Annotated in this window: 22 protein-coding genes; 6 read left to right on the forward strand and 16 right to left on the reverse strand. The window is 69.9% G+C overall.

Going from position 1 to position 21,486, the window contains the following annotated elements; all coding sequences use genetic code 11:
* Positions 1–1,070 precede the first annotated feature (1,070 nt).
* Positions 1,071–3,983, forward strand: coding sequence for a ligand-binding sensor domain-containing diguanylate cyclase (locus CEK69_RS19800; protein WP_226975240.1), 2,913 nt, complete (start codon positions 1,071–1,073; stop codon positions 3,981–3,983).
* Positions 3,984–4,049: 66 nt separating this feature from the next.
* Here CEK69_RS19800 and CEK69_RS19805 read toward each other — a convergent pair whose 3' ends face one another.
* From CEK69_RS19805 to pstS (CEK69_RS19860), 12 genes are all read right to left on the reverse strand, one after another.
* Positions 4,050–4,478, reverse strand: coding sequence for a hypothetical protein (locus CEK69_RS19805; RefSeq protein WP_043092432.1), 429 nt, complete (start codon positions 4,476–4,478; stop codon positions 4,050–4,052).
* Positions 4,479–4,539: 61 nt separating this feature from the next.
* Positions 4,540–4,872 (reverse strand): low molecular weight protein tyrosine phosphatase family protein, encoded by a 333-nt coding sequence (locus tag CEK69_RS19810; protein WP_017913456.1) that lies wholly within the window; start codon positions 4,870–4,872, stop codon positions 4,540–4,542.
* Positions 4,873–4,917: 45 nt separating this feature from the next.
* The gene (rnt, locus tag CEK69_RS19815; RefSeq protein WP_017911007.1) at positions 4,918–5,571 is read right to left on the reverse strand and encodes a ribonuclease T; all 654 of its coding nucleotides are present in this window, start codon (positions 5,569–5,571) and stop codon (positions 4,918–4,920) included.
* Positions 5,572–5,612: 41 nt separating this feature from the next.
* A complete protein-coding gene (locus CEK69_RS19820; protein ID WP_152247530.1) occupies positions 5,613–6,359 on the reverse strand; it encodes a putative DNA-binding domain-containing protein in 747 nt (248 codons plus the stop codon).
* The gene (locus tag CEK69_RS19825; RefSeq protein WP_152247532.1) at positions 6,356–7,222 is read right to left on the reverse strand and encodes a DUF692 domain-containing protein; all 867 of its coding nucleotides are present in this window, start codon (positions 7,220–7,222) and stop codon (positions 6,356–6,358) included. The genes CEK69_RS19820 and CEK69_RS19825 overlap by 4 nt, the downstream gene beginning before the upstream one ends.
* Entirely contained in the window at positions 7,209–7,610 is a 402-nt protein-coding gene (locus CEK69_RS19830) for a hypothetical protein (protein WP_152247534.1), read from the reverse strand. The genes CEK69_RS19825 and CEK69_RS19830 overlap by 14 nt, the downstream gene beginning before the upstream one ends.
* A 181-nt stretch (positions 7,611–7,791) precedes the next feature.
* Positions 7,792–8,502, reverse strand: coding sequence for a phosphate signaling complex protein PhoU (phoU, locus tag CEK69_RS19835; RefSeq protein ID WP_017914020.1), 711 nt, complete (start codon positions 8,500–8,502; stop codon positions 7,792–7,794).
* Positions 8,503–8,632: 130 nt separating this feature from the next.
* Positions 8,633–9,460: a phosphate ABC transporter ATP-binding protein PstB gene (gene pstB, locus CEK69_RS19840; RefSeq protein WP_152247536.1), complete on the reverse strand. Its 828-nt coding sequence runs from the start codon at positions 9,458–9,460 to the stop codon at positions 8,633–8,635.
* Positions 9,461–9,479: 19 nt separating this feature from the next.
* Entirely contained in the window at positions 9,480–10,346 is an 867-nt protein-coding gene (gene pstA, locus CEK69_RS19845; RefSeq protein ID WP_017910162.1) for a phosphate ABC transporter permease PstA, read from the reverse strand.
* Between the two features lies 1 nt (position 10,347).
* Positions 10,348–11,322, reverse strand: a complete 975-nt coding sequence (gene pstC / locus CEK69_RS19850) for a phosphate ABC transporter permease subunit PstC (RefSeq protein WP_026143658.1) — start codon at positions 11,320–11,322, stop codon at positions 10,348–10,350.
* 213 nt (positions 11,323–11,535) lie between these two features.
* Positions 11,536–12,633, reverse strand: a complete 1,098-nt coding sequence (gene pstS / locus CEK69_RS19855) for a phosphate ABC transporter substrate-binding protein PstS (RefSeq protein WP_148828066.1) — start codon at positions 12,631–12,633, stop codon at positions 11,536–11,538.
* A 283-nt stretch (positions 12,634–12,916) separates the two neighbouring features.
* On the reverse strand, positions 12,917–13,930 hold the full coding sequence (pstS, locus tag CEK69_RS19860) for a phosphate ABC transporter substrate-binding protein PstS (protein ID WP_043092424.1): 1,014 nt from the start codon (positions 13,928–13,930) through the stop codon (positions 12,917–12,919).
* A 258-nt stretch (positions 13,931–14,188) separates the two neighbouring features.
* On the opposite strand from pstS (CEK69_RS19860), the gene CEK69_RS19865 reads away from it, so the two are divergent.
* A complete protein-coding gene (locus CEK69_RS19865) occupies positions 14,189–15,439 on the forward strand; it encodes a porin (protein ID WP_017910158.1) in 1,251 nt (416 codons plus the stop codon).
* 288 nt (positions 15,440–15,727) lie between these two features.
* Here the strand turns inward: CEK69_RS19865 and nth are convergent, their stop codons facing one another.
* From nth to CEK69_RS19880, 3 genes are read right to left on the reverse strand one after another with little or no spacing between them, the layout of a single operon-like run.
* A complete protein-coding gene (gene nth, locus CEK69_RS19870) occupies positions 15,728–16,417 on the reverse strand; it encodes an endonuclease III (protein ID WP_152247538.1) in 690 nt (229 codons plus the stop codon).
* On the reverse strand, positions 16,414–16,806 hold the full coding sequence (locus CEK69_RS19875) for a hypothetical protein (protein WP_152247540.1): 393 nt from the start codon (positions 16,804–16,806) through the stop codon (positions 16,414–16,416). Before CEK69_RS19875 ends, nth begins: the two co-directional genes overlap by 4 nt.
* 11 nt (positions 16,807–16,817) lie before the next feature.
* Positions 16,818–17,600: an enoyl-CoA hydratase-related protein gene (locus CEK69_RS19880; protein WP_152247542.1), complete on the reverse strand. Its 783-nt coding sequence runs from the start codon at positions 17,598–17,600 to the stop codon at positions 16,818–16,820.
* A gap of 160 nt (positions 17,601–17,760) precedes the next feature.
* Here CEK69_RS19880 and CEK69_RS19885 point away from each other — a divergent pair, with 160 nt between their 5' ends.
* The 4 genes from CEK69_RS19885 to CEK69_RS19900 all read left to right on the forward strand — a co-directional run bounded on the left by CEK69_RS19885 (position 17,761) and on the right by CEK69_RS19900 (position 21,247).
* Positions 17,761–18,462 carry an FKBP-type peptidyl-prolyl cis-trans isomerase gene (locus tag CEK69_RS19885; protein ID WP_017908716.1) on the forward strand — a complete coding sequence of 234 codons (702 nt, stop codon included), beginning with the start codon at positions 17,761–17,763 and terminating at the stop codon, positions 18,460–18,462.
* A gap of 113 nt (positions 18,463–18,575) precedes the next feature.
* Entirely contained in the window at positions 18,576–19,376 is an 801-nt protein-coding gene (locus CEK69_RS19890; RefSeq protein ID WP_152238620.1) for a DUF1289 domain-containing protein, read from the forward strand.
* A complete protein-coding gene (locus CEK69_RS19895; protein ID WP_152247544.1) occupies positions 19,373–20,254 on the forward strand; it encodes a sulfurtransferase in 882 nt (293 codons plus the stop codon). Before CEK69_RS19890 ends, CEK69_RS19895 begins: the two co-directional genes overlap by 4 nt.
* A gap of 57 nt (positions 20,255–20,311) precedes the next feature.
* The gene (locus CEK69_RS19900) at positions 20,312–21,247 is read left to right on the forward strand and encodes a DUF1684 domain-containing protein (protein WP_193314048.1); all 936 of its coding nucleotides are present in this window, start codon (positions 20,312–20,314) and stop codon (positions 21,245–21,247) included.
* Here CEK69_RS19900 and CEK69_RS19905 read toward each other — a convergent pair.
* A complete protein-coding gene (locus CEK69_RS19905) occupies positions 21,153–21,473 on the reverse strand; it encodes a DUF1684 domain-containing protein (protein WP_226975242.1) in 321 nt (106 codons plus the stop codon). The genes CEK69_RS19900 and CEK69_RS19905 overlap by 95 nt on opposite strands.
* Between the last annotated feature and the right edge of the window lie 13 nt (positions 21,474–21,486).

Here is a 21,486-nt window from a genome sequence, read left to right on the forward strand (position 1 = left end):
ACACCACGCCGCCGCTCCTGCCCTGCGCTGCTCCACCCCAAGACAGTTGCCTCCCAGGGCTCCCCCATACCCCTGCCCCCCCCCTCGGGGCCCCTTCCCCGCGGGGGAGAGAGGGGGGCGCGGGGCGCCTGGAGCCCCCCCCCCCCGGGGAGGGGGTTGGGGTGAGGGTACGGGGCGAAGCCATCGCGCATCAGAACGACGCCAGGCTTCGCCCGCGCGCTTGTCCGCCGCTGCGATCGATGTCTTCCCAGGCTTCGCCCGTACCCTCATCCGCCCCTTCGGGGCACCTTCTCCCGGCGGGAGAAGGGGAGCGCGTGGCGCCTGGAGCCCCTCTCCCCCCGGGAGAGGGGTTGGGGTGAGGGTACGGGGCGAAGCCTTCGCGCATCAGGACAGCACCAGACTTCGCCCGCACCCTCATCCGCCCCTTCGGGGCACCTTCTCCCGGCGGGAGAAGGGAGCGCGCTGCGCCTGAAGCCCCTCTCCCCCCGGGAGAGGGGTTGGGGTGAGGGTGCGGGGCGAAGCCTTCGCGCATCAGAACGACACCAGGCTTCGCCCGTACCCTTGTCGCCGCTGCGATCGGTGTTTTCCCAGGCTTCGCCCTTACCCTCATCCGCCCCTTCGGGGCACCTTCTCCCGGCGGGAGAAGGGGAGCGCGTGGCGCCTGGAGCCCCTCTCCCCCCGGGAGAGGGGTTGGGGTGAGGGTACGTGGCGAAGCCTTCGCGCATCAGAGCGCGCTGCGATGGAATGTTGTTGCTGCTGCGCTCTGCGAAGGCCGCTCCGGCTTAACCGCCGCGCAATCTTCACGCGTCCTTTTCCCGCAGCCTGTTACCGCCTCCACCCGCAGCGACGCTTTTTTGCCTACCATGGGCGCTCGTCCCGTGTTCCGCTCCGGTAATGAGTCTGTGTCGCCCCCGTCCCCTTGACGCTGGACCCCCGCGCCAGGGTCCTGTCGCGCCCCGCCTGCGTCGGATCGGGTCGGGACAGTGAGCGTCGCCAGGGGGAGGGGGGAGACAGCACGCGACCGCGCGCGCGCGTGGCCGGTGCTGCTGTTCTTGCTGCTGGCATTGGGCGTGGCGTGGCGCGCCGTTGCCGCCGATGGTGGCGCAGAGGGGGTGCCGCCGCTACGCGACTACGCGATCGATTCCTGGACCTCGCGCAACGGCCTGCCGCACAACTCTCTGCGCGATCTGGCGCAGACCCCGGACGGCCGTCTGTGGTTTGCCACCTGGGAAGGGCTGGTGCGCTACAACGGCCTGGACTTCGCCGTCATCGACCGCAGCACCCGCCCGGGCCTGCCCGACAACGGCGTGGGCTCGCTGTACGTGGACCGCGCCGGCGCGCTGTGGCTGAGCGATTCGCGCGGCAATCTCGGCCGCCACGATGCGGCCGGCAACTGGCGTTTCTGGCGGCAGCCGCCGGGCTGGCCGCATGCGCTGATCCACGCCATGACCCAGGACCGCGACGGCCGCATGTGGCTGCTGTTCGAAGGCAACGGCCTGGGCTGCCTGTGGCCGGACGGTCGCTTCGATTACCAGCCGGCGCCGCGCGACCTGCCGTTGGCGGCGAGCTTCCCGCACATGGCCGCCGACGATCAGGGGCGGATCTGGATCGGCAGTCTCGATGGCCTGCTGTACCGCGACCCGCAGGGCGTGCTGCGGCGCGCGCCGGCCGCGTTCGGCCTGCCGCCGGGGCTGGCCTGGCCGTATCGGGCACCGGACGGCTCGCTGTGGCTGGTGGCCGGCGAGAACCTGTACCGACTGCAGGGCGAGCAGGCGGTGCTGGTGCAGCACCTGCCGGGCTACGGCCATTTCACCTCGATGCTGCGCGACCGCGATGGCGCGATCTGGCTGGGCACCGAGAACCAGGGATTGCTGCGGATCAGTGTGCACGGCATCGAGCGCATGCTGCCGGGCGACGTGCTGCCCAACGGGCGCATCGTCAGCCTGCTGCAGGACGCCGAGGGCAGCATCTGGATCGGCGCCAATGGCGGCCTGTTCCGGCTGCGCGAGACGCTGTTCGCCGGCTACACCCGCCGCGACGGACTCAGTGGCGACTACGTGCGCGCGCTGCTGGAGACGCCGGACGGCGCGCTGTGGATCGGCAGCGCCGCCGGGCTGGACCGGATGGCGCCGGATGGCCGCATCGCCCCGGTTGCGCTGCGCGACGCGCCATCGGTCCTGAGCCTGGCGCGCGGCCGCGACGGCGACCTGTGGATGGGCACCTACGCCGACGGCGTGTTCCGCCTGCGCGACGGCCGCGTCGTGCGCCACTACGGAACCAACGAGGGCTTGCCCAGCGGGCAGGTGCGTGCGCTCAGCGTCGATGCCGCCGGCACCGTCTGGATCGGCACGCGCAGCGGGGTGATGCGCATCGACGGCGACCGGCTGTCGGTGCCGGACGTGCCCGGCTTGCCGCACGGCCTGATCACCGCCCTGGCCAGCGTCGACGGCGCACTGTGGATCGGCTCGGTCGAAGGCGCGGCGGTACTGCGTGACGGCCGGGTGCGGAAGCTGGCGCTGGAACCGCTGGGCGGCGCGCGCACCGTGTTCGGATTCCAGGCGTTGGGCCGCGACGTGTGGATTTCCACCGACCGCGGCCTGCACCGCGACCGCGATGGCCAGCTGGCGCGGGTGGGGCTGGAGCAGGGCATGCCCGTGGATACGGTGTTCCAACTGGTCCGCGATCGCCTCGGCAACGTCTGGATCAGCAGCAACCGCGGCGTGCTGCGGACCACCGCGGCGGCGCTGGACGCGGTCGCCGACGGCCGCCAGGCGCGGTTGCAGGTGAGCCGTTACGACGAGATCGACGGCATGTCCAACGCCCAGGGCAATGGCAGCTCCGGGCCGTCGATGATCTTGCGCCACGATGGCACGGTGTGGCTGGTCACCGCCGGCGGCGTCAGCATGGTCGATCCGCGGCGCCTGGCGCGCTTCCGCGATCGCCTGCCGCCGCCGGCGGCGATCGAGAGCGTGTTGCTGGATGGCCAGCCCTTCCCCTGGCAGAACACGTCGCAACTGCCCGGCGCCAAGCGCATCACCGTGTCCTATGTCGGCCTCAGCTACCTGCTGCCCGAGCGTATCCGCTACCGCACCCGGCTCGACGGCCTGGACACCGGTTGGATCGATCGCGGCAACCAGCGCAGCGTGGAGTTCATCGGGCTGCCGCCGGGCGACTACACCCTGCACGTGGCCGCGGCGCATCCGGACGGCGCCTGGAGCACCCGCGAAGCCGTGTGGCGCTTCAGCGTGGCGCCGCTGTGGTGGCAGCGGCACAGCGTCCATGCGGCGGCCGCGGTGGCGCTGCTGCTGGCGCTGGTGCTGCTGTACCGTTACCTGATCGCGCGCTACAAGCGTCGCGCCCTGCGCCTGGAGCGGTTGGTGGCGCGGCGCACCAGCGCGCTGCGGCTGCAGACCGAGCGCCTGCTGCAGGCCGATGCCGAAAAGAGCCAGTTGCTGGCGGAACTGCAGCGCCAGGCCACCGCGTTCGAGCGCCTGGCGCACGAGGATGCGCTGACCGCATTGCCCAACCGGCGTCACTTCGACGAGGTGCTGGTGCACAGCATGCAGCGCGCGCAGCGCAGTGGCGCGCCGCTGTGCTTGTTGGTAATGGACATCGACCGCTTCAAGCAGATCAACGACGGCTACTCGCATGCCACCGGCGATGCGGTGCTGCGCGAGGTCGGGCAACTGCTGTTGAGCGCCTGCCGCGCCTCCGACCTGCCGGCGCGCCTGGGTGGCGAAGAGTTCGCGGTGCTGCTCGGCGACACGCCGCTGGCCGACGCCGAGCGCCTGGCCACGCGCCTGCGCGACCTGTTCCATGCACGCCTGCAGTGGGCGCCCGAGGCGCCGGCGCTGCGCGTCACCTTCAGCGCCGGCCTGGTCGCGCTGCGCCCGGACGACACGCCGAGCCAGTGGCTGGAGCGCGCCGATGGCGCGCTGTACCGGGCCAAGGGCATGGGGCGCGATCGGGTGTGCGTGGGCTGAGAAACGCGGGCGGCCTGTCGTTGGGCGCTGCCCTTGGCGGCGGCGTGCAGCGTTGACGCGAGCGTTTCAGTGCGCGTCCTGGTCGTCCACACTCTCCAGTGCCACCTGCGCCGCCTCGCGGGTATCCGCAGATTCCGAGCGCAACGACAGGGCCAGCCCGCTGCGCATGGTCGGATCCGCGAAGGCGGCGGCCAGCTGGGTGACCCAGTAGCGGCTGCCGTCGGACAGCAGGGGATCTTCCAGCGCCTCCCGGATTGCTACGATGGCCTCGCCGCGGCTGCAGGCATGGAACAGGTCTTCGACCAGCGGATAGACGCCCCAGCCGTCGCCCTTGCCGAAGGAGCGCAGGAACAGCGGCAGCGCGGCGTGGTCCGGAGCGGCGAGGAATAGGCGTCTCGCCGCGTCGTAGGCGTCGATCAGGTCCTGGGTGAGCTGGTCGTCGTCGGGCAGCGGTTGCTGCGCGCGCAGGAAGGTCAGGGCGTCGGTCTTGTTCACTGGAAGGGTGATCGTTCGTGGGGGGGCGTCTGCGCGCTGGGTGCGGCGGGCGAGCACAGGATCAGCGCGCGGGCAGGTGCCGCGACACCTTCGCGGTCAGCAGCTGCACCAGCGCCGGATCCATGTAGCCGTAGTCGTCGGGGATGTCGAGGCAGACGATGCGTGCGCGGCCGAGATGGCGCTTGAACCGCCGCGACAGCTTGTTGCGATGCGCCGGTTCCATGACGAAGACGATGTCCGCCCACTCCAGCAGTTCCGGGGTGATTGGGGTGTCCGCGTCGTGGTCGACGCCGGCCGAGGCGGTGTCCACGCCGGGCCAGGTGGCGAACACCTGTTCGGCGGTGGGGCTGCGCAGCCGGTTGCGGCTGCAGACGAACAGCAGGTGGCGGGTCATGCGAGCGGCTGGCGGCGCGCGCGTGCCTTGCAATCCATGCCGCGGCTATGGCGCTGCGCCGACCGGTGGGGCCGGCCAGGCGTTGGCGATCTTGCAGAACAGGCGCGCGGTCTGCTCGGTGTCGTAGACCGCGCTGTGCGCGTCGGCGGCGTTCCAGTCGAAGCCGGCGGCCTGCACCGCGCGCGCCAGCACGGTCTGGCCGTAGGCGATGCCGGCGAGGGTGACGGTGTCGAACACGCTGAAGGGATGGAACGGATTGCGCTTGTGGCCGCAGCGGGCGACCGTGGCGTTGAGGAAGTTGAGATCGAAATGGGCGTTGTGGCCGACCAGGATGGCGCGCTGGCACCCGTACTTCTTCACCGCTGCGCGCACCGGCGCGAACACATGGTCCAGCGCCTCGCGTTCGGGCTTGGCGAAGCGGAACGGATGGTCCAGGACGATGCCGGTGACCTCCAGCGACTTCGGATCGATCAGGGTGCCGGGCGCCGGCACCACGTGAGCGCTGGCGGTGACGCCGGGATAGAGCTGGCCGAAATCGTCCATCTCGATCGGCACCACCGCGATCTCCAGCAGCGCATGCTTGTTCCAGTCGAAACCGCCGGTTTCCACGTCCACCACCACGGGCAGATAGCCGCGGAAACGCCGCGACATCGGGGTGATGACCAGGGGTTGCGAGGGACTGTCGACCGAATCGTTCATCCGCCAAGGTTAGCAGAGCGCGGCCGCCGGCCGCCGCGGCGTCACTCGGGCAAACGCGTGCCGAGCACGCTGCCCTGCGCGCGCAGCCGTTCCAGCAGGGCCGCGCCCTCGTCCAGCAGGGCAGCAGGCGCAAGGCCGTGCGCGGCGGCCAGATCCAGCAGCAGTGCGCGTCCGCTGCGCGTGCCGGACTGCAGCGCCGCCAGCACGGCATAGGCCAGCGGCGCCAGTTCGGCGAAGCGCACCTGGCCGTCGGCCTCGCGCCGCGCCAGCAGACAGGTCGGCTGCGCCGGCGCCGTGTCCGGCTGCCAGGCCGGGCCGATGCGCTGCACCGGCCAGCGGTAGCGCAACAGGCGCAGCCACGGCGACAGCAGCGGGATGCCGTCGAGCAGGTCGCCGCGCGGATCGTGCGGCGGCAGCGCCGCATCGTCGATCTGCACCTGCAGTTCCACGGTCTCGTAGTGCGCCAGTTCGGCCAGCCAGGGATGCTGCGGATCGGGTGCGCGCTGCTGCAGGAACGCCACCAGTTCCTCGCCCAGGCGCGGGAACAGCGGGGTGCGAGCGCGGTGCTCGGCGCAGAACGCGCGCAGCAGCGCCGTCCAGTCGGCCTCGCCGAGGGTGGCGCGCAGCACCGGGAACTGGCCGCTCAGCAGCTGCGCCAGATTGTCGAAGAACAGGGCGCGATACACCGCCAGGCGCTGCGGCGGAATGTCCGCCGGCGCCGGGTAGCGCTGCGGATCGCGCAGGTGCCGGGTCAGCGCGAATTGCTGCGCGCGCAGGGTATCGCTCATGCGTCGGGCGACTGCGCATGCGCCTGCGCGGCGCGAATGCACTGCACTTCGTCGAGCAGCTCGCCCAGCGGCGGGAACTGGCCGTCGCGCTCGAGCACGGTGGGACGCACGCCGTGCAGGCGGTAGGCGGCGGCGAGCAGGGTCCACACCGGGTGGGCCACCGGCGCGGCGTGGGTGTCGATCTTCAGCCCGCTGGCTTGGTCGTCGCGGTGGCCGGCGACGTGGTACGAGGCGATGCGTGCGCTGGGCAGAGCGGCGAGGAAGGCCAGCGCGTCGTCGCCGTGGTTGCTGGCGTTGACGTGCACGTTGTTGACGTCCAGCAGCAGGTCGCAGTCGGCCTCGGCCAGCACTGCGGTCACGAAGGCGGCTTCGCTCATCGTCTGGCTAGGTGCGGCGTAGTAGGAGACGTTTTCCACCGCGATGCGCCGGCCCAGCGCGTCCTGCACCTGGGCGATGCGCGCGCCGACGTGGCGCACCGCCTCGTCGGTGAACGGCAGCGGCAGCAGTTCGTAGAGGTGGCCGTCGTCGGCGCTGTAGCTGAGGTGTTCGCTGTACAGCGCGACCCGGTGCCGGTCGAGGAACTGCCGGGTCTGCTGCAGCAGGGTGGTGTCCAGCGCCGCCACGCCGCCCAGCGACAGCGACAGGCCGTGGCAGCTGAGCGGATGCCGCGCGCTCAGCGTCTGCAGCAATTCGCCGGGGCGGCCGCCGACGCCGATCCAGTTGTCCGGCGCGCATTCGAGGAAGTCGAACGCGTCCGCCTGCGCCTGCAGCAGGTCCTGCAGCAGGCCACGGCGCAGCCCGAGGCCGGCGCTGGCCGCGGCCAGCGGCCCGGCGTCGTACCGGGGTGGTTCAGAGGCTGCCACCGCATTTGCCCTCGCCGCACTTGCCTTCGGCCATGGCCTTGTCGTCGTGCTTGGCCTGGGGCGTGGCGGCGCTCCCGGCCGCCGCGGGCTTGGCCGGCGGCGCCGCCGGGGCGTGCGCGCCGCAACTGCCGTCGCCGGCCTTGGCACCGCAGCCGCCTTCGCTGGCCTTGGCCGGGTCGGCGGCCTGCCCGTTGTGCGCCGTCGGCGCGGGCGTCGGCGTTGCCGGCGCGCTCGCCTCGGTGCTTTGCGGCGGGGTGACGGCAGCCTGCGCGCCCAGCGCATAGCCCTGGGCGAGGTCGGTCATCGCCAGCGCGGAGGCGGACAGGCCGATCCCGCCAAGCAGGACCGCACCGGCGAGGGCAGAGGACGGACGGGACGACGTGGACATGCGCAGGCTCCTGGCGATGGACGGGGGCCGGTCGGTGTGGCCGGCAGTGCGCCAAGCCTACCCGCTGCCGCACCGCGCTGCATGCGGCGGTGCGTGGCGACAAAAAAAGGCTCCGTTGCGCACGGAGCCCGGGGACGCCAGCGGCGGCGGAACGGCGCATGGCCGGTCCGCACGCCGGGGGTCAGATGCCGCTGGTGGAGCTGGTCTCGTCGCGCTTGTCGCGCGGCGGCAGCGGCTCGTCGCCGTGCACCAGGAACCACACGTTCTCGGCGATGTTGGTGGCGTGGTCGCCGATCCGCTCCAGGTTCTTGGCCATGAACAGCAGATGCGTGCACGGGGTGATGTTGCGCGGGTCTTCCATCATGTAGGTCAGCAGCTCGCGGAACAGCGCGGTGTACTGCGCATCGAGCTGCGCGTCGCCCTGGCGCACCAGCAGCGCGGCGTCGGCGTCGTTGTTCTGGTAGGCGGCCAGCGCCGCGCGCACCTGTTCGGCGGCGAGCTTGCCGAGCTGGCGCAGGCCCAGGGTCTGCGGCATCGGCGGGGACATGTTCAGCGCGATCGAGCGCTTGGCGACGTTGGCGGCGTAGTCGCCGATGCGTTCGACGTCGGCGGGAATGCGCAGGCCGGCCAGGATCTCGCGCAGGTCGCGTGCCATCGGTCCGCGCAGCGCCAGGCGCATGACGTCGTGGCTGATGGAGTGCTCGAGCGCGTCGATCGCTTCGTCGTTGACGACGATGCGCAGCGCGGCGTTGTCGTCGCGGCGTTCGACCACGTCCAGCGCCGCTTCCAACTGCGCCACCGCGGTTTCGCCCATGCGCACGATCTCGGCGGCGAGGCGATGCTGTTCTTCGTCGTAGCTCTTCACGATGTGCTCGTTGGGCTGAGTGTTCATGTCGTAGGTCCAATAGGTGCGTTGGTGTCGCCGCGGCCATGCCTGGCGGTGCGGTGCTGGCGTCGCCGGGCGCCCGCCCGTGGGGCGGCGGGCGCGGCCGCTGCGTCGAGGCAGCGGCGGCCGCAGCGGCTCAGCCGAAACGGCCGGTGATGTAGTCTTCGGTCTGCTGCTTGTTCGGCTGCGAGAAGATGATTTCGGTGCGGTCGTGCTCGATCAGGTCGCCCAGGTACATGAAGGCGGTGTAGTCGGACACGCGCGCGGCCTGTTGCATGTTGTGGGTGACGATGACGATGGTGTAGTCGTTCTTCAGCTCTTCCACCAGCTGCTCGATGCGGCTGGTCGAGATCGGGTCCAGCGCCGAGGTCGGCTCGTCGAGCAGCAGCACGTCCGGACGCAACGCCACCGCGCGGGCGATGCACAGACGCTGCTGCTGGCCGCCGGACAGGCCCAGCGCGCTCTGCCCGAGCTTGTCCTTGACCTCGTCCCACAGCGCGCCCTGGCGCAGCGCGTGCTCGACGCGGTCGGCCATGTCGGCCTTGGACAGCTTCTCGTGGTGGCGGATGCCGTAGGCGACGTTCTCGAAGATGGTCATCGGGAACGGCACCGGCTTCTGGAACACCATGCCGACCTTGCTGCGCAGGCGGTTCATCGGGTACTTCGGCGAGAGGATGTTCTCGCCGTCCAGCAGCACCTCGCCGCGCGCTTCCAGCTTCGGGTACAGCGCGTAGATGCGGTTGAAGATGCGCAGCAGGGTGGACTTGCCGCAGCCGGAGGGGCCGATCAGTGCGGTGACGCGCTTCTCCGGCACTTCCAGGTTGATGCCCTTCAGCGCGTGGTACTTGTCGTAGTAGAAGTCCAGGCCGCGCGCGGCGATCTTGACCGGCGACGGCGCCAGCGCGGTGTGCCCGTTGGGCATGGCGATGCGGTGCATCGGGGCGGCGTTGTGGTGATCGTTCATGGCCGGGTCCATAGGGGAATCAATCGTTGGAGATCTTGTTGCGCACCAGCAGGGCGCGCGCGCCGAGGCTGACCAGCAGGACGAAGACGGTGAGCACCAGCGCGCCGGACCAGGCCAGTTGCTGCCAGGTCGGGTAGGGGCTGCCGGCGAAGTTGTTCATCACCACCGGCACGCTGGCCATCGGCTTGAGGATGTTGTTGTTCCAGTACAGGTTGCCGAAGGAGGTGAACAGCAGCGGCGCGGTCTCGCCGCTGATGCGCGCCAGCGCCAGCATCACGCCGGTGACGATGCCGGCCGAGGCGCTGCGGTACAGCACCTGGATGGTCACCTTCCATTGCGGGATGCCCAGCGACAGCGCGGCCTCGCGCATCTGCGCCGGCACCAGCCGCAGCATCTCGTCGGTGGTGCGGACCACCACCGGCAGCACGATGAAGGCTAGCGACAGCGCGCCGGCCAGCGCCGAGAAATTGCCGCCGGTCTGCATCACGTACAGGGTGTAGACGAACAGGCCGAGCACGATCGACGGCGCCGACAGCAGGATGTCGTTGACGAAGCGCACCACCTGGCCGGTCTTGCGCGCGTTGCCGTACTCGGCCAGCCAGGTGCCGGCGGCCACGCCCAGCGGCGTGCCGATTAGCAGCGCCAGGCCGCACATCACCGCGCTGCCGAAGAACGCGTTGGCCAGGCCGCCGTCCTCGCCGGGCGGCGGGGTCATGCGCGTGAACAGGTCCAGGTTGATGCCGGAGATGCCCTTGGCCAGCAGGGTCCACAGGATCCAGGCCAGGAACACCAGCCCGAACAGCGCGGTCAGGCAGGACAGGGTGAGCGCCACGAAGTTGACCACGCGGCGGCGGTTGTACAGGCGGTGTGCGATGTCGGCGGCCATCTCAGTTGCCCTCCTTGCGCGACAGTTGCGCCAGCATCAGGCGGGCGATCGCCAGCACGACGAAGGTCACCAGGAACAGGACGAAGCCCAGCAGCAGCAGTGCCGAGCGGTAATCGCCGGTGGCCTCGCCGAAGTCGTTGGCGATCAGCGCGGCGATGGTGGTGCCCGGCTCCAGCAGCGAGGGCGACAGGCGCACCGTGTTGCCGACCACGAAGGCCACCGCCATGGTCTCGCCGAGCGCGCGGCCCAGGCCCAGGAAGATGCCGCCGATCACCGCCGAGCGGGTGTAGGGCAGCACGATGTCCCAGCTCACCTCCCAGCGCGTGGAGCCGAGCGCGTAGGCCGACTCCTTGAGCCGGGTCGGCACGGTCAGGAACACTTCGCGCATCACCGAAGAGATGAAGGGAATCACCATGATCGCCAGCACGAAGCCGGCGGTGAGCAGGCCGATGCCGATCGGGGGTCCCTGGAAGATCGGGCCGATCACCGGCAACGTGCCGAGGTGGTCGTTGAGCCAGGGCGTGACGTACTCGGACATGATCGGGATCAGCACGAACAGGCCCCACATGCCGTAGATGATCGACGGGATGCCGGCCAGCAGTTCGATCGCGGTCCCGACCGGGCCGCGCAGCCAGCGTGGCGCCACTTCGGTCAGGAAGAAGGCGATGCCGAAGCTCACCGGCACCGCGATCAGCATCGCGATCAAGGCGGTCACCAGGGTGCCGTAGATCGGCGCCAGTGCGCCGTACTTGTTCTCGACCGGGTTCCACTCGCTGGAGTAGAAGAAGCTCATGCCCTGCAGCTGCAGGGCATGACGGCCGCCCCACAGCATCGACAGCGCAGCGCTGCCCAGGGCGACGAGTACCAAAACGACGGTGGCGGTGAGGATCCAGCGGAACAATCGGTCGGCGCGGGCGTCACGCAGGTCGCGTCCGCGTGGCGCCGACATCGCTTCGGGAAGGACAGTGCTGTTCATGGGCTCGGTCGTCGCCGGAGCACGCGCCTGCGCGCCCCGATCGTGGCCGCGGCGGGGATGACCGCGCGCGGTGGGTGGTTGCATCGCTCCCGCACAGGCGGGAACCCGAAAGTCCGGATCACAAGTTGCCGAGACGGCGACCGGCGGCGCCTGGACTGCACCGCCGGTCGCCGGTTGCCGCCGCGGTGCGCGCAGTGCGCACCGCGGTGGCGCTTACTTGAATTCCTTGCTCCAGTAGGACTCGATCTGCTGCACCAGTTCCGGCGGCAGCGGCACGTAGTGCAGGGCGTCGGCCTGCGGCTGGCCTTTCTCGAAGGCCCACTTGAAGAAGTCCAGGGTCGCCTTGCTGCGCGCCGGGTCCTTGGCCTGCTTGTGCATCAGCATGAAGTTGGTGGCGGTGATCGGCCACGCCTGCGCGCCCGAGGCGTTGGTGATGACCAGGTTGAAGTCCTTGGCGTTGGCCCAGTCGGCCGACGCGGCGGCCGCGGCGAAGCTCTCGGCATTGGGCTGCACCCAGTTGCCGGCGGCGTTCTGCATCGACGCGTACGGCATCTTGTTCTGCAGCGCGTAGGCCAGTTCGACGTAGCCGATCGAGCCCTTGATCTGCTGCACGTACGAGGCCACGCCTTCGTTGCCCTTGCCGCCGACGCCGCCCGGCCACTGCACCGAGGTGCCTTCGCCTACCTTGCCCTTCCACTCCGGGCTGACCTTGGACAGGTAGTTGGTGAAGTTGAAGCTGGTGCCAGAGCCGTCGGAGCGGTGCACCAGGTTGATCTTGGTGTCGGGCAGGGTCACGCCCGGGTTCAGCGCGGTCAGCGCGGGGTCGTTCCACTTGCTGATCTTGCCCAGGAAGATGTCCGCCAGCACCGGGCCGGTCAGCCGCAGCTTGCCTGCGTCCATGCCGTCCAGGTTGACCACCGGCACCACCCCCCCAATCGCCGAGGGGAACTGGCCGAGACCGGCAGCGGCCAGCTCGGCGCTGTCCAGCGGCTTGTCGGAAGAGCCGAAATCGACCGTGCCGGCCTTGATCTGGGCGATGCCGCCGCCGGAACCGATCGACTGGTAGTTGATCTTGTTGCCGGTGGCCGCGTTGTAGTCGGCCGACCACTTGGAGATCAGCGGGTAGATGAAGGAGGCACCGGCGCCGGAAATCTCCGCCGCGGTCTTGGCGCCGGCGGCCGGCGCGGCAGCGGGCGTCCCACCTGCCGCATCGGCGGCGCCCTGCTTGTCGCCGTTGCCGGGCTGGCAGGCGGTGACGGCGAAGGCCAGGGCGAGGGACAGGACGGCAATGCGCGCCGGCTGCAGTTTCATGGGGGTCACTCCGTAGCGAAGAGCGCCGGGACATCCGGCGGATGCTCGCTATGAAATGATATTTTTGTTACAGCGAGATGACTTGCGGACTGGTTGGCGGACGCCATCACGGGATGCGGTGCTCGCGCCGCCTTCCGGGACCGTGGCAGGGCAGGGCGGCGGGCCTCCGCTGGCCTCCGCACGGCGCCGCCAGCGGGGACAAAAAAAGACGCGGACCCTGCGGTCCGCGCCTTCGGGACATCGCCGTGCCGGCGCGCGAGCGCCGGACGGGCGAGACGCCGGCTTACTTCATGTTCTGCGCCCAGTAGGCTTCGATCTGCTTGACCAGCGGCTCCGGCAGCGGCACGTAGTCCAGCGCCTTGGCCTGCGGCTGGCCCTGCTCGAACGACCACTTGAAGAAGTCCAGCGCGGCCTTCGACGACGCCGGCTTCTTGGCCTTCTTGTACATGATGGCCCAGGTGGTGGCGGTGATCGGCCACGCCTCCTGGCCCGGCGCGTTGGTCATGATCAGGTTGAAGTCCTTGGCCGACTTCCAGTCCGCGGTGGCGGCGGCAGCGGAGAAGGTCTTGTCGTCCGGCATCACGAAACGGCCGGCGGCGTTCTTCATGCCGGCGTAGCTGAGCTTGTTCTGCAGCGCGTAGGCGTACTCGACATAGCCGATGCCGCCGCGGATCTGCTTGACGTAGGCGGCCACGCCTTCGTTGCCCTTGCCGCCGATGCCGGCCGGCCACTGCACGGCGGTGCCTTCGCCGACCTTGCTCTTCCACTCCGGGCTGACCTTGGACAGGTAGTTGGTGAAGTTGAAGCTGGTGCCCGAACCGTCGGAGCGGTGCACGATGGTGATCTTCAGGTCGGGCAGGGTCAGGCCCGGGTTCAGCGCGGCGATCGCCGGGTCGTTCCACTTGGTGATCTTGCCGAGGAAGATGTTGGCCAGCACGGTGCCGTCGAGCTTCATCGCACCCGGGGCCACGCCCGCCACGTTGAACACCGGCACGATGCCGCCGATCACGACCGGGAACTGGCCCAGGCCGAACTTTTCCAGATCCGCGCCGCTCAGCGGCTTGTCGGAGGCGCCGAAATCGACTGTGGCCGCCTGGATCTGCGCGATGCCGCCGCCGGAACCGATCGACTGGTAGTTGACGCGGTTGCCGCTTTTCTCAGCATAGGCAGCCGACCACTTCGACAGCACCGGGTAGACGAAGCTGGAGCCTGCGCCAGTGACATCGGTGGCTTGCGCCGCGAGCGAAAACGTAGCGACCGCGGCGGCTGCCAGCAGTCGGAGCTTGAGGGAACGCATCGGGAGAACTCCTGAAATAGGTGGAATGCCGGCACCCCGGCCGGCATCGGCTGCATTCCAAGACTTTTTCATGAACGTCTGAAGAAAATCAGATGTCAGTCCGGTGACAGCCTTCCCGGACGGGGTTGCCTTCGTTTCGAAACGAAGCTGACTCAAAACCGTCATGTCTTTGACGGAATCTTTACAAATGGTCGGGCCATCGCACTGGGGCCGCACCGCACCCATACCACCCTGCCACCACCCATCGGAGAAATTCTAATGCGTTCCCATCTTCTCGCCACGGCGATCCTCGCCAGCCTCGGCCTCGCGTCGGCGCCGCAGGCGTTCGCGGCGAAGGCCAAGGCCAGCAGCAACCCGCCCGCCGTCAGCGCTGCCCAGCTGCAGCAGCTGCAGGCCCAGATCGAAGCGCTGCAGACCCAGGTCCAGCAGCTGCAGGCGCAGTCGGAAGCCCTGCAGGCGCAGTCCGACGCGCAGTCGGAAGTGAATGTCGTGCAGGCCCAGGCGACCGAAACGGCGCAGGCCAGCGCCGCCAAGGTCGACAAGCTCGCCAAGCTGGTCAACGACAACAAGATCGGCGGCCGCATGTTCTTCGACCTGACCAACATCGACCGCACCAGCGGCGGCGCCAAGACCGCCGCCAGCGGCACCGGTCTGGACGTCAAGCGCTTCTACCTGACCGTCGACCACAGCTTCAACGAGATCTGGTCGGCCAACCTGACCACCGACTTCCAGTACAGCTCGGCGCTGTCCAACACCCAGCTGTTCGTCAAGAAGGCCTACGTGCAGGGCAAGTTCGACGACGCCTTCGCCCTGCGCATCGGTGCCGCCGACATGCCGTGGGTGCCGTTCGTCGAGAAGTTCTACGGCTACCGCTACGTCGAGAACACCCTGACCGACCGCCTGAAGTACGCCAACTCCTCCGACTGGGGCCTGCACGCCTTCGGCGACCTGGGCTCGCAGGTCAACTACGCGATGTCGGTGGTCAACGGTGCCGGCTACAAGAACCCGACCCGCGGCAAGGGCATGGACGTGGAAGGCCGCGTCGCCTACATGCCGATGCAGAACCTGGCCATCGCCGTCGGCGCCTACTCGGGCAAGCTGGGCAAGGAAACCGACATCCTCGACGCGCAGCACGACTACACCCGCGCCGATGCGATGGTCGCCTACGCCGATTCCAACTTCCGTCTGGGCGGCGAGTACTTCCAGGCCAAGAACCTCAACAACGTGCTGACCCCGGCCACCGACAAGTCCAGCGGCTGGTCGGTGTGGGGCAGCGTGGCGCTGACCGACGGCGGCATCAACGCCTTCGCCCGCTACGACAAGACCGACCTGAGCAAGACCATCGACCCGACCCTGGCCGACAAGTACTGGAACGTCGGCGTCGAGTTCCCGGTGCTGAAGAACCTGAAGCTGGCCACCGTGTACAAGTACACGCACCAGGACAATGCCAGCAAGAAGACCGACGTGGAAACCAAGGAATTCGGCGTCTGGGGCGACCTGTCGTTCTGATTCGCGGAGATTCCCGCACGTGGGACGAAAGGCGGCGCATTGCGCCGCCTTTCTTTTTTTGCGGCGCGATCGCCGAGGCGCGCGATGGGGCGCGGGCCGGGGCGCCTTTCACGGTTCGCGTCGACGACCGTGGACGATAGTCGCTGCTACAGCGGCCAGGTGGCCTCTCGTGGAGAACTGTAGAAGCGGTTTCAACCGCGACGGGCGCAGCGGCGGACGACATGCGCCGCGCAAGTTGCCCAAGCCGACATCCCCGGCGCTGTACCGGCCGGCGCCGCGGCACGGCGCTCAACCCTGCGTCTTGTCCTTGTACCGGCACAGGTCGCGGATCGCGCACTGCGGGCAGTCGGGCTTGCGCGCCTTGCACACGTAGCGGCCGTGCAGGATCAGCCAGTGGTGCGCGTCGTACAGGAACTGCGCCGGCACGCGCTTGAGCAGCGAATCTTCGACTGCGCGCACGTCCTTGCCCGGGGCCAGCCCGGTGCGGTTGGCGACGCGGAAGATGTGCGTGTCCACCGCCATGGTCGGTTCGCCGAAGGCGGTGTTGAGCACCACGTTGGCGGTCTTGCGGCCGACCCCGGGCAGCGCTTCCAGCGCGGCGCGCGAGCGCGGCACCTCGCCGCCGTGCTGCTCGACCAGGATGCGGCAGGTGGCGATGACGTTCTTGGCCTTGGCGTTGAACAGGCCGATGGTGGAGATGTAGCGCTTCAGGCCGTCCTCGCCCAGCGCCAGGATCGCGGCCGGCGTGTTCGCCACCGGATACAGCCGCCGCGTGGCCTTGTTGACGCCGACGTCGGTGGCCTGCGCCGAGAGGATCACCGCGATCAGCAGTTCGAACGGGCTGTCGTATTCCAGCTCGGTGGTCGGGCTGGGGTTGAGTTCGGACAGGCGCGAGAACAGCTCGTGGATCTCGTCCTTGCTCAGCAGGCGTCCGCGCCGTGCAGGCGTGCTTGCGCCCGTGCTCGCGGTCGCGCTCATTGGCCGCCTCGCTGCGCGGCCTTGGCCTTGGCGCGGGCCAGGATCGCCGCGGCGGCCGCCGGCAGGGCCGGCGCGCTCGGTGTGGCCGTGGTCGACGTCGAGGCGATCGGTGTCGCTGCCGCACGTCGCGCCTGGCGCGCATTGGTACGGCGTTCCAAGCGCGCGCTGCGCGCCCGGTAGCGCGCACGTGCGTCCCACGCATCGCGCAGGCGCTGCTGCGCGGCCAGCACCTGCGCGCGCAACTGCGGATGCGCCGGATCCAGGCGATCGTCCTCCGGATCGGTGCCGCGGTAGTCCATCAGGCCGCCGTCGATCGCGGCATCCAGATCGTCGTCCAGGATCCAGCGCAGCAACTGCAGCGGCGTGGCGGGAGCGGGGGCGTGCGACATCGTGTGCGGGCTCAGCGGTTGCGGAACTGCGGCGGGCGCCGCTCCAGGAAGGCGCGGGTGCCTTCGCGCATGTCCTCGCTGGAGAACAGCAGGCCGAACTGCGCGGTCTCGTATTCCAGCCCCTGTTCGATCGCGCTTTCGCCACCGATCTGGATCGCGTCGAGGATGCCGCGCAGCGCCAGCGGTGCGGCATCGGCCAGTTGCTGCGCCAATTTCAGCGTGGTCGCCTGCAGTTCGCCGGCGGCGACCACGCGGTTGACCAGGCCCAATTGCAGTGCGCGCGCCGCGTCGATCGGCGCGCCGAGCAGGCACAGTTCCAGCGCTGCGGCGCGGCCGACCAGCCGCAGCAGGCGCTGGGTGCCGCCGAAGCCGGGAATCAGCCCGAGAGTGATCTCCGGCTGGCCCAGGCGCGCGCCTTCGGCGGCCACGCGCAGGTGGCAGGCCATCGCCAGTTCCAGCCCGCCGCCGAGGGCGAAACCGTTGACCATCGCCAGCACCGGCTTGGGCATGCGCTCGATCCGGCGCATCAGGCGCTGGCCCAGTTGCGAGAAGTCGCGGCCCTGCACCGGTGTCAGTTCGTTCATCTCGGCGATGTCGGCGCCGGCCACGAAGGCTTTCTCGCCGGCGCCGGTCAGCACCACCACCCGGATCTGCGGGTCGTCCGCGGCCGCGGCGAAGGCCGCATCCAGCGCCTGCAAAACCTGGCGATTCAAGGCGTTGAGCTTGTCGGCTCGATTCACGGTGAGGATGCGGATCGCACCCTGGGTATCGGCGAGGACCGGCGTGCCGGACATGTGCATTCCTGGTTGTTAAAAAAAGGTAATGGGAACTCTGGGCGGGCCGCACCAGTCAGAGCAGCGTCGTCGGTAGCGGTTACGCGCCGCGGCGGCTATCCTAACGCGTCATCTCAGGCGGCACGGGCCGCCCTGTGCCACCACCCTGGAGAATTGTTTGATGAAGTTGCGTTCTATTGCGGTCGCTGTCGCGGCCCTCGCCCTGAGCGGCAATGCGTTCGCCCAGGACACCTCGTCCGAGAAGGGCAAGCTGAGCTATTACTTCGGCTACGACTACGGCAACAACCTTGCCGAACTCACCGGCCGCGGCGAGCAGCTCGATATCAATGCGGTGGTGAAGGGCTTGCAGGACGCCTACGCCAAGAAGCAGCCGGCGGTCAGCGCCGACCAGCTGAAGCCGGCGGTGGAAGCGTTCCAGAAGCGCGAGCAGGCCCGCGCCCAGCAGGCCAAGGCCGACTACGAGAAGGCCGCTGCCGAGAACAAGACCAAGAGCGACCAGTTCATGGCCCAGAACAAGGCCAAGCCTGGCGTGCAGGTGCTGCCCAGCGGCGTGCAGTACCGCGTGATCGAGGCCGGCAAGGGTGCCAAGCCGACCCAGGCCAGCACCGTGCAGCTGGAAGTGGCCGGTCCGTACCCGTTCGGCCAGCGTCCGGCGCAGGCGCGTCCGGCGCAGCAGATCCCGGCGATCAAGGTCAGCGAAGTCGAGATGCAGGCCATGCGCGACACGCTGCTGCAGATGCCGGCCGGCTCCAAGTGGGAAGTGACCCTGCCGCCGGACAAGGCCTACGGTGCCGACCCGCGTACGCCGTTCCCGCCGAACGTGGCGGTGCAGTTCGAGATCAAGCTGGTCAGCGTCAAGTAAGCACGCTGGTTCAGTGCACGACGATTGCGCCGGCAGCGATGCCGGCGCAATTTTTTTGGGCAGGCAACGACGGCGCCGACGAATCGCGCTAGGCTGGCAAGGTGTCGAATCCGATGGATCCCGTTCCGCATGCCCTGCTCACGCCCTGCATCGGTCTCTGCCGTCTCGATGCGCAGGGCTATTGCGCCGGCTGCCTGCGCAGCGGCGACGAGATCGCACGCTGGCGCGTCATGAGCGACGCCGAACGCCGCCGCTACATGGACGAGGTTCTGCCGGGCCGCGGCTGGTCGCCGTCGCCGGGGCAGCGCCTGGCCGAACGCGCGCACCTGCTGCGCGCACTGCACCCGCTGCAGCAGCCGCCGGCGGGGCCGGGCTGGAACCACCACGAACTGCAGGATCTGCTGCCGGACGGCGCGCCGGTGGAAGCGGCGGTGCTGGCCGGCCTGGTGCCGCGCGCCGACGGCACCCATGTGCTGTTGACCCGGCGCACCGACAGCCTGCGTCACCACGGCGGCCAGGTCAGTTTTCCCGGCGGCCGCATCGAGGCCAGCGACGCCGATGCGGTGGCCGCGGCGCTGCGCGAGAGCGAGGAGGAGATCGCACTGGCGGCGTCGCAGGCCGAGCCATTGGGCTACCTGGATCCGTTCGTCACCATCAGCGGCTTCCGGGTGATGCCGGTGGTCGCGGCGATCGATCCGCGCTTCGTGCCGCAGCCGCATCCGGGCGAGGTGGCCGAGGTGTTCGAAGTGCCCTTGGCCTACCTGATGGCGCCGGACAACCTGCGCAGCATCGAGACCGATTACCGTGGACGCCCGCGCGTCGTGCTGGAGTACGGCTGGCCCGGCCAGCGGATCTGGGGCGCGACCGCGGCGATCCTGCTCAACCTGCGCCGCCGACTGGAGCAAGCCGCATGACCGCAACGTCCCCCGCATGGCACACCCTGGTCGAGGCGCCGACGCTGGCCGCCGCGCTCGATGATCCCGCGCTGCGCCTGGTCGATGCGCGGTTCGTGCCGGCGGCGCTGCTCGATCCTGCTGCGGCGGCGGCCGCGCGCGAAGCCTATGCGCAATCGCACCTGCCCGGCGCGGTCTACGCCGATCTGAACGCGGATCTGTCCGATCTCGGCCGTCCCGGCCTGGGCCGGCACCCGCTGCCGGACGACGCGGCCTTCGCGCGCACCCTGGGGCAGTGGGGCATCGGCCCGCAGCACCAGGTGGTGGTGTACGACGCCGGCGACGGCAGCATGGCCGCTGCCCGCCTGTGGTGGATGCTGGGCCTGCTCGGCCATCGTCGGGTCGCCGTGCTCGACGGCGGCCTGGCCGAATGGCGCCGGCTGGGCCTGCCGGAAACCGACGCGGCCACCGCGCCGTCGCCGCTGCCGCCGTATCCGCAGGTCTTCGATGCGGCGCGCATCGTCTCCGCCGAGGAGGTCGCCGCACGCCTGCACGAGGCGCCGGGCTGGTTGCTGGATGCGCGCCCCGGCGAGCGCTTCCGTGGCGAGGTGGAGCCGATCGACCCGCTGCCTGGGCATGTGCCCGGCGCGCTCAACCGGCCGCTGGCGCAGAACCTGCGCGACGGCCGCCTGCGCCCGGCGCAGGAACTGCGCGCGGAACTGCAGCCGCTGCTGCAGGGACGCGATCCGCGCGAGGTGGTATTGATGTGCGGATCGGGCGTCACCGCCTGCCATCTGCTGCTGGCGCTGGAGCATGCCGGCCTGCACGGCGCGCGCGTGTATGCCGGCTCCTGGAGCGGCTGGATCGCCGATCCGGCGCGACCGCGCGCCATCGGCTAGGGCCGGCGCGGGTCCACACGGAACGCATGCACGATGGCACGCGACAGGGGCGGCACCATGCGCTGGCGTGAGGCCTGCGGGCTGGCGATGCTGCTGGGCCTGGCCGCCTGCGGCGACCGCCGCACGTCGGCCGATGGCGCCGACGCCTCGCCACGCGCGCAATCTGCCACGCATTATCGCGAGGCGGTGGAGCGCAATCGTGCGCAGCGCCTGGCGACATTGCGTGCGCCGTCGGGCTGGTTGAGTTTCACAGGCTCCGGGCGTTTGCACAGTGGCCTGCACCGGGTCGGCAGCGCACCCGACAACGATGTGCAGTTGCCGGCCGGCCCGGCGCATCTGGGCATGCTGCAGGTGGATCCGCAGGAGGGCGTGCAGTTCCAGCCCGCGGCGGACGCGGCGGTGCAGGTGAACGGCCAGCCGTTCGCCGGTGGCCGCCTGGAGACCGACGCGGCGCACGACACCCAGACCCGCCTTGCGCTGGGGGCGCAGGAGTTCTACGTGGTGCGCACCGGCAACCTGTTCGGCTGGCGCTTCCGCGATCCGCAGGCGCCGGCGCGCGCGCGCTTCCGCGGCATCGACTACTTCCCGATCGATCCGCAGTGGCGGGTGGTGGCCGACTGGTATCCGGTACCGGCGCCGCGGGCGATGGTGCTGCTGACCTCGATCGGCACGCCGCAGCCGCTGGCCCTGGTCGGCAGCGCTGAGTTCGTGCTGCGGGGGCGGCGCTACAAGCTGCAGATCCTGCGCGACGGCGCCAGCCAGCGCCTGTTCCTGCCGTTCTCCGATCGCACCAGCGGCCGCGAGAGCTATGGCGGCGCCCGCTATCTGTTCGTGCCGGCGCCGCAGGGCGACCGCATCGTGCTGGACTTCAACCTGGCGCAGAACCCGCCATGCGCGTTCACCCCGCACGTGGTGTGCCCGCTGGCTCCGGTGGGCAATCGCCTGGACGTGGCGGTGACCGCCGGCGAGAAGAACTACGTCGGCGCGCACTGAGCGCGCGTGGAAAATCGCGCAGGATCTGCAGCTTGTAGCGCCGCCCCCGCAGCACGAACTCAGCGCTGCCGACCAGGGCCAGCGGCTGCGGCGTGCCGATCGAGGTCAGCAGCACCATCGCCCGCGGCGCCGGTACCGGATACCAGTCGGCCACCACCCGCCACTGCGGATCGATCGGGAAGTAGTCGATGCCGCGGAAGCGCGCGCGCGCAGGCGCCCGCGGCACGCGGAAGCGACAG

It is taken from the genome of Xanthomonas sp. LMG 12462, from assembly GCF_009192885.1.
GTDB classification, from domain to species: Bacteria; Pseudomonadota; Gammaproteobacteria; order Xanthomonadales; family Xanthomonadaceae; genus Xanthomonas_A; species Xanthomonas_A sontii.

Bases quoted from the DNA above. Each gene is read 5' to 3' on its own strand.
- phoU (WP_017914020.1), bottom strand. From the start codon at position 8,502: ATGAACACTCAGCCCAACGAGCACATCGTGAAGAGCTACGACGAAGAA.
- pstS (WP_043092424.1), bottom strand. From the start codon at position 13,930: ATGCGTTCCCTCAAGCTCCGACTGCTGGCAGCCGCCGCGGTCGCTACG.
- CEK69_RS19820 (WP_152247530.1), bottom strand. From the start codon at position 6,359: ATGAGCGATACCCTGCGCGCGCAGCAATTCGCGCTGACCCGGCACCTG.
- CEK69_RS19830 (WP_152247534.1), bottom strand. From the start codon at position 7,610: ATGTCCACGTCGTCCCGTCCGTCCTCTGCCCTCGCCGGTGCGGTCCTG.
- CEK69_RS19900 (WP_193314048.1), top strand. From the start codon at position 20,312: ATGCGCTGGCGTGAGGCCTGCGGGCTGGCGATGCTGCTGGGCCTGGCC.
- CEK69_RS19890 (WP_152238620.1), top strand. From the start codon at position 18,576: ATGGATCCCGTTCCGCATGCCCTGCTCACGCCCTGCATCGGTCTCTGC.
- pstA (WP_017910162.1), bottom strand. From the start codon at position 10,346: ATGGCCGCCGACATCGCACACCGCCTGTACAACCGCCGCCGCGTGGTC.
- rnt (WP_017911007.1), bottom strand. From the start codon at position 5,571: ATGAACGATTCGGTCGACAGTCCCTCGCAACCCCTGGTCATCACCCCG.
- CEK69_RS19875 (WP_152247540.1), bottom strand. From the start codon at position 16,806: ATGTCGCACGCCCCCGCTCCCGCCACGCCGCTGCAGTTGCTGCGCTGG.
- pstB (WP_152247536.1), bottom strand. From the start codon at position 9,460: ATGAACGATCACCACAACGCCGCCCCGATGCACCGCATCGCCATGCCC.
- pstS (WP_148828066.1), bottom strand. From the start codon at position 12,633: ATGAAACTGCAGCCGGCGCGCATTGCCGTCCTGTCCCTCGCCCTGGCC.
- nth (WP_152247538.1), bottom strand. From the start codon at position 16,417: ATGAGCGCGACCGCGAGCACGGGCGCAAGCACGCCTGCACGGCGCGGA.
- CEK69_RS19885 (WP_017908716.1), top strand. From the start codon at position 17,761: ATGAAGTTGCGTTCTATTGCGGTCGCTGTCGCGGCCCTCGCCCTGAGC.
- CEK69_RS19810 (WP_017913456.1), bottom strand. From the start codon at position 4,872: ATGACCCGCCACCTGCTGTTCGTCTGCAGCCGCAACCGGCTGCGCAGC.
- pstC (WP_026143658.1), bottom strand. From the start codon at position 11,322: ATGAACAGCACTGTCCTTCCCGAAGCGATGTCGGCGCCACGCGGACGC.
- CEK69_RS19895 (WP_152247544.1), top strand. From the start codon at position 19,373: ATGACCGCAACGTCCCCCGCATGGCACACCCTGGTCGAGGCGCCGACG.
- CEK69_RS19865 (WP_017910158.1), top strand. From the start codon at position 14,189: ATGCGTTCCCATCTTCTCGCCACGGCGATCCTCGCCAGCCTCGGCCTC.
- CEK69_RS19880 (WP_152247542.1), bottom strand. From the start codon at position 17,600: ATGTCCGGCACGCCGGTCCTCGCCGATACCCAGGGTGCGATCCGCATC.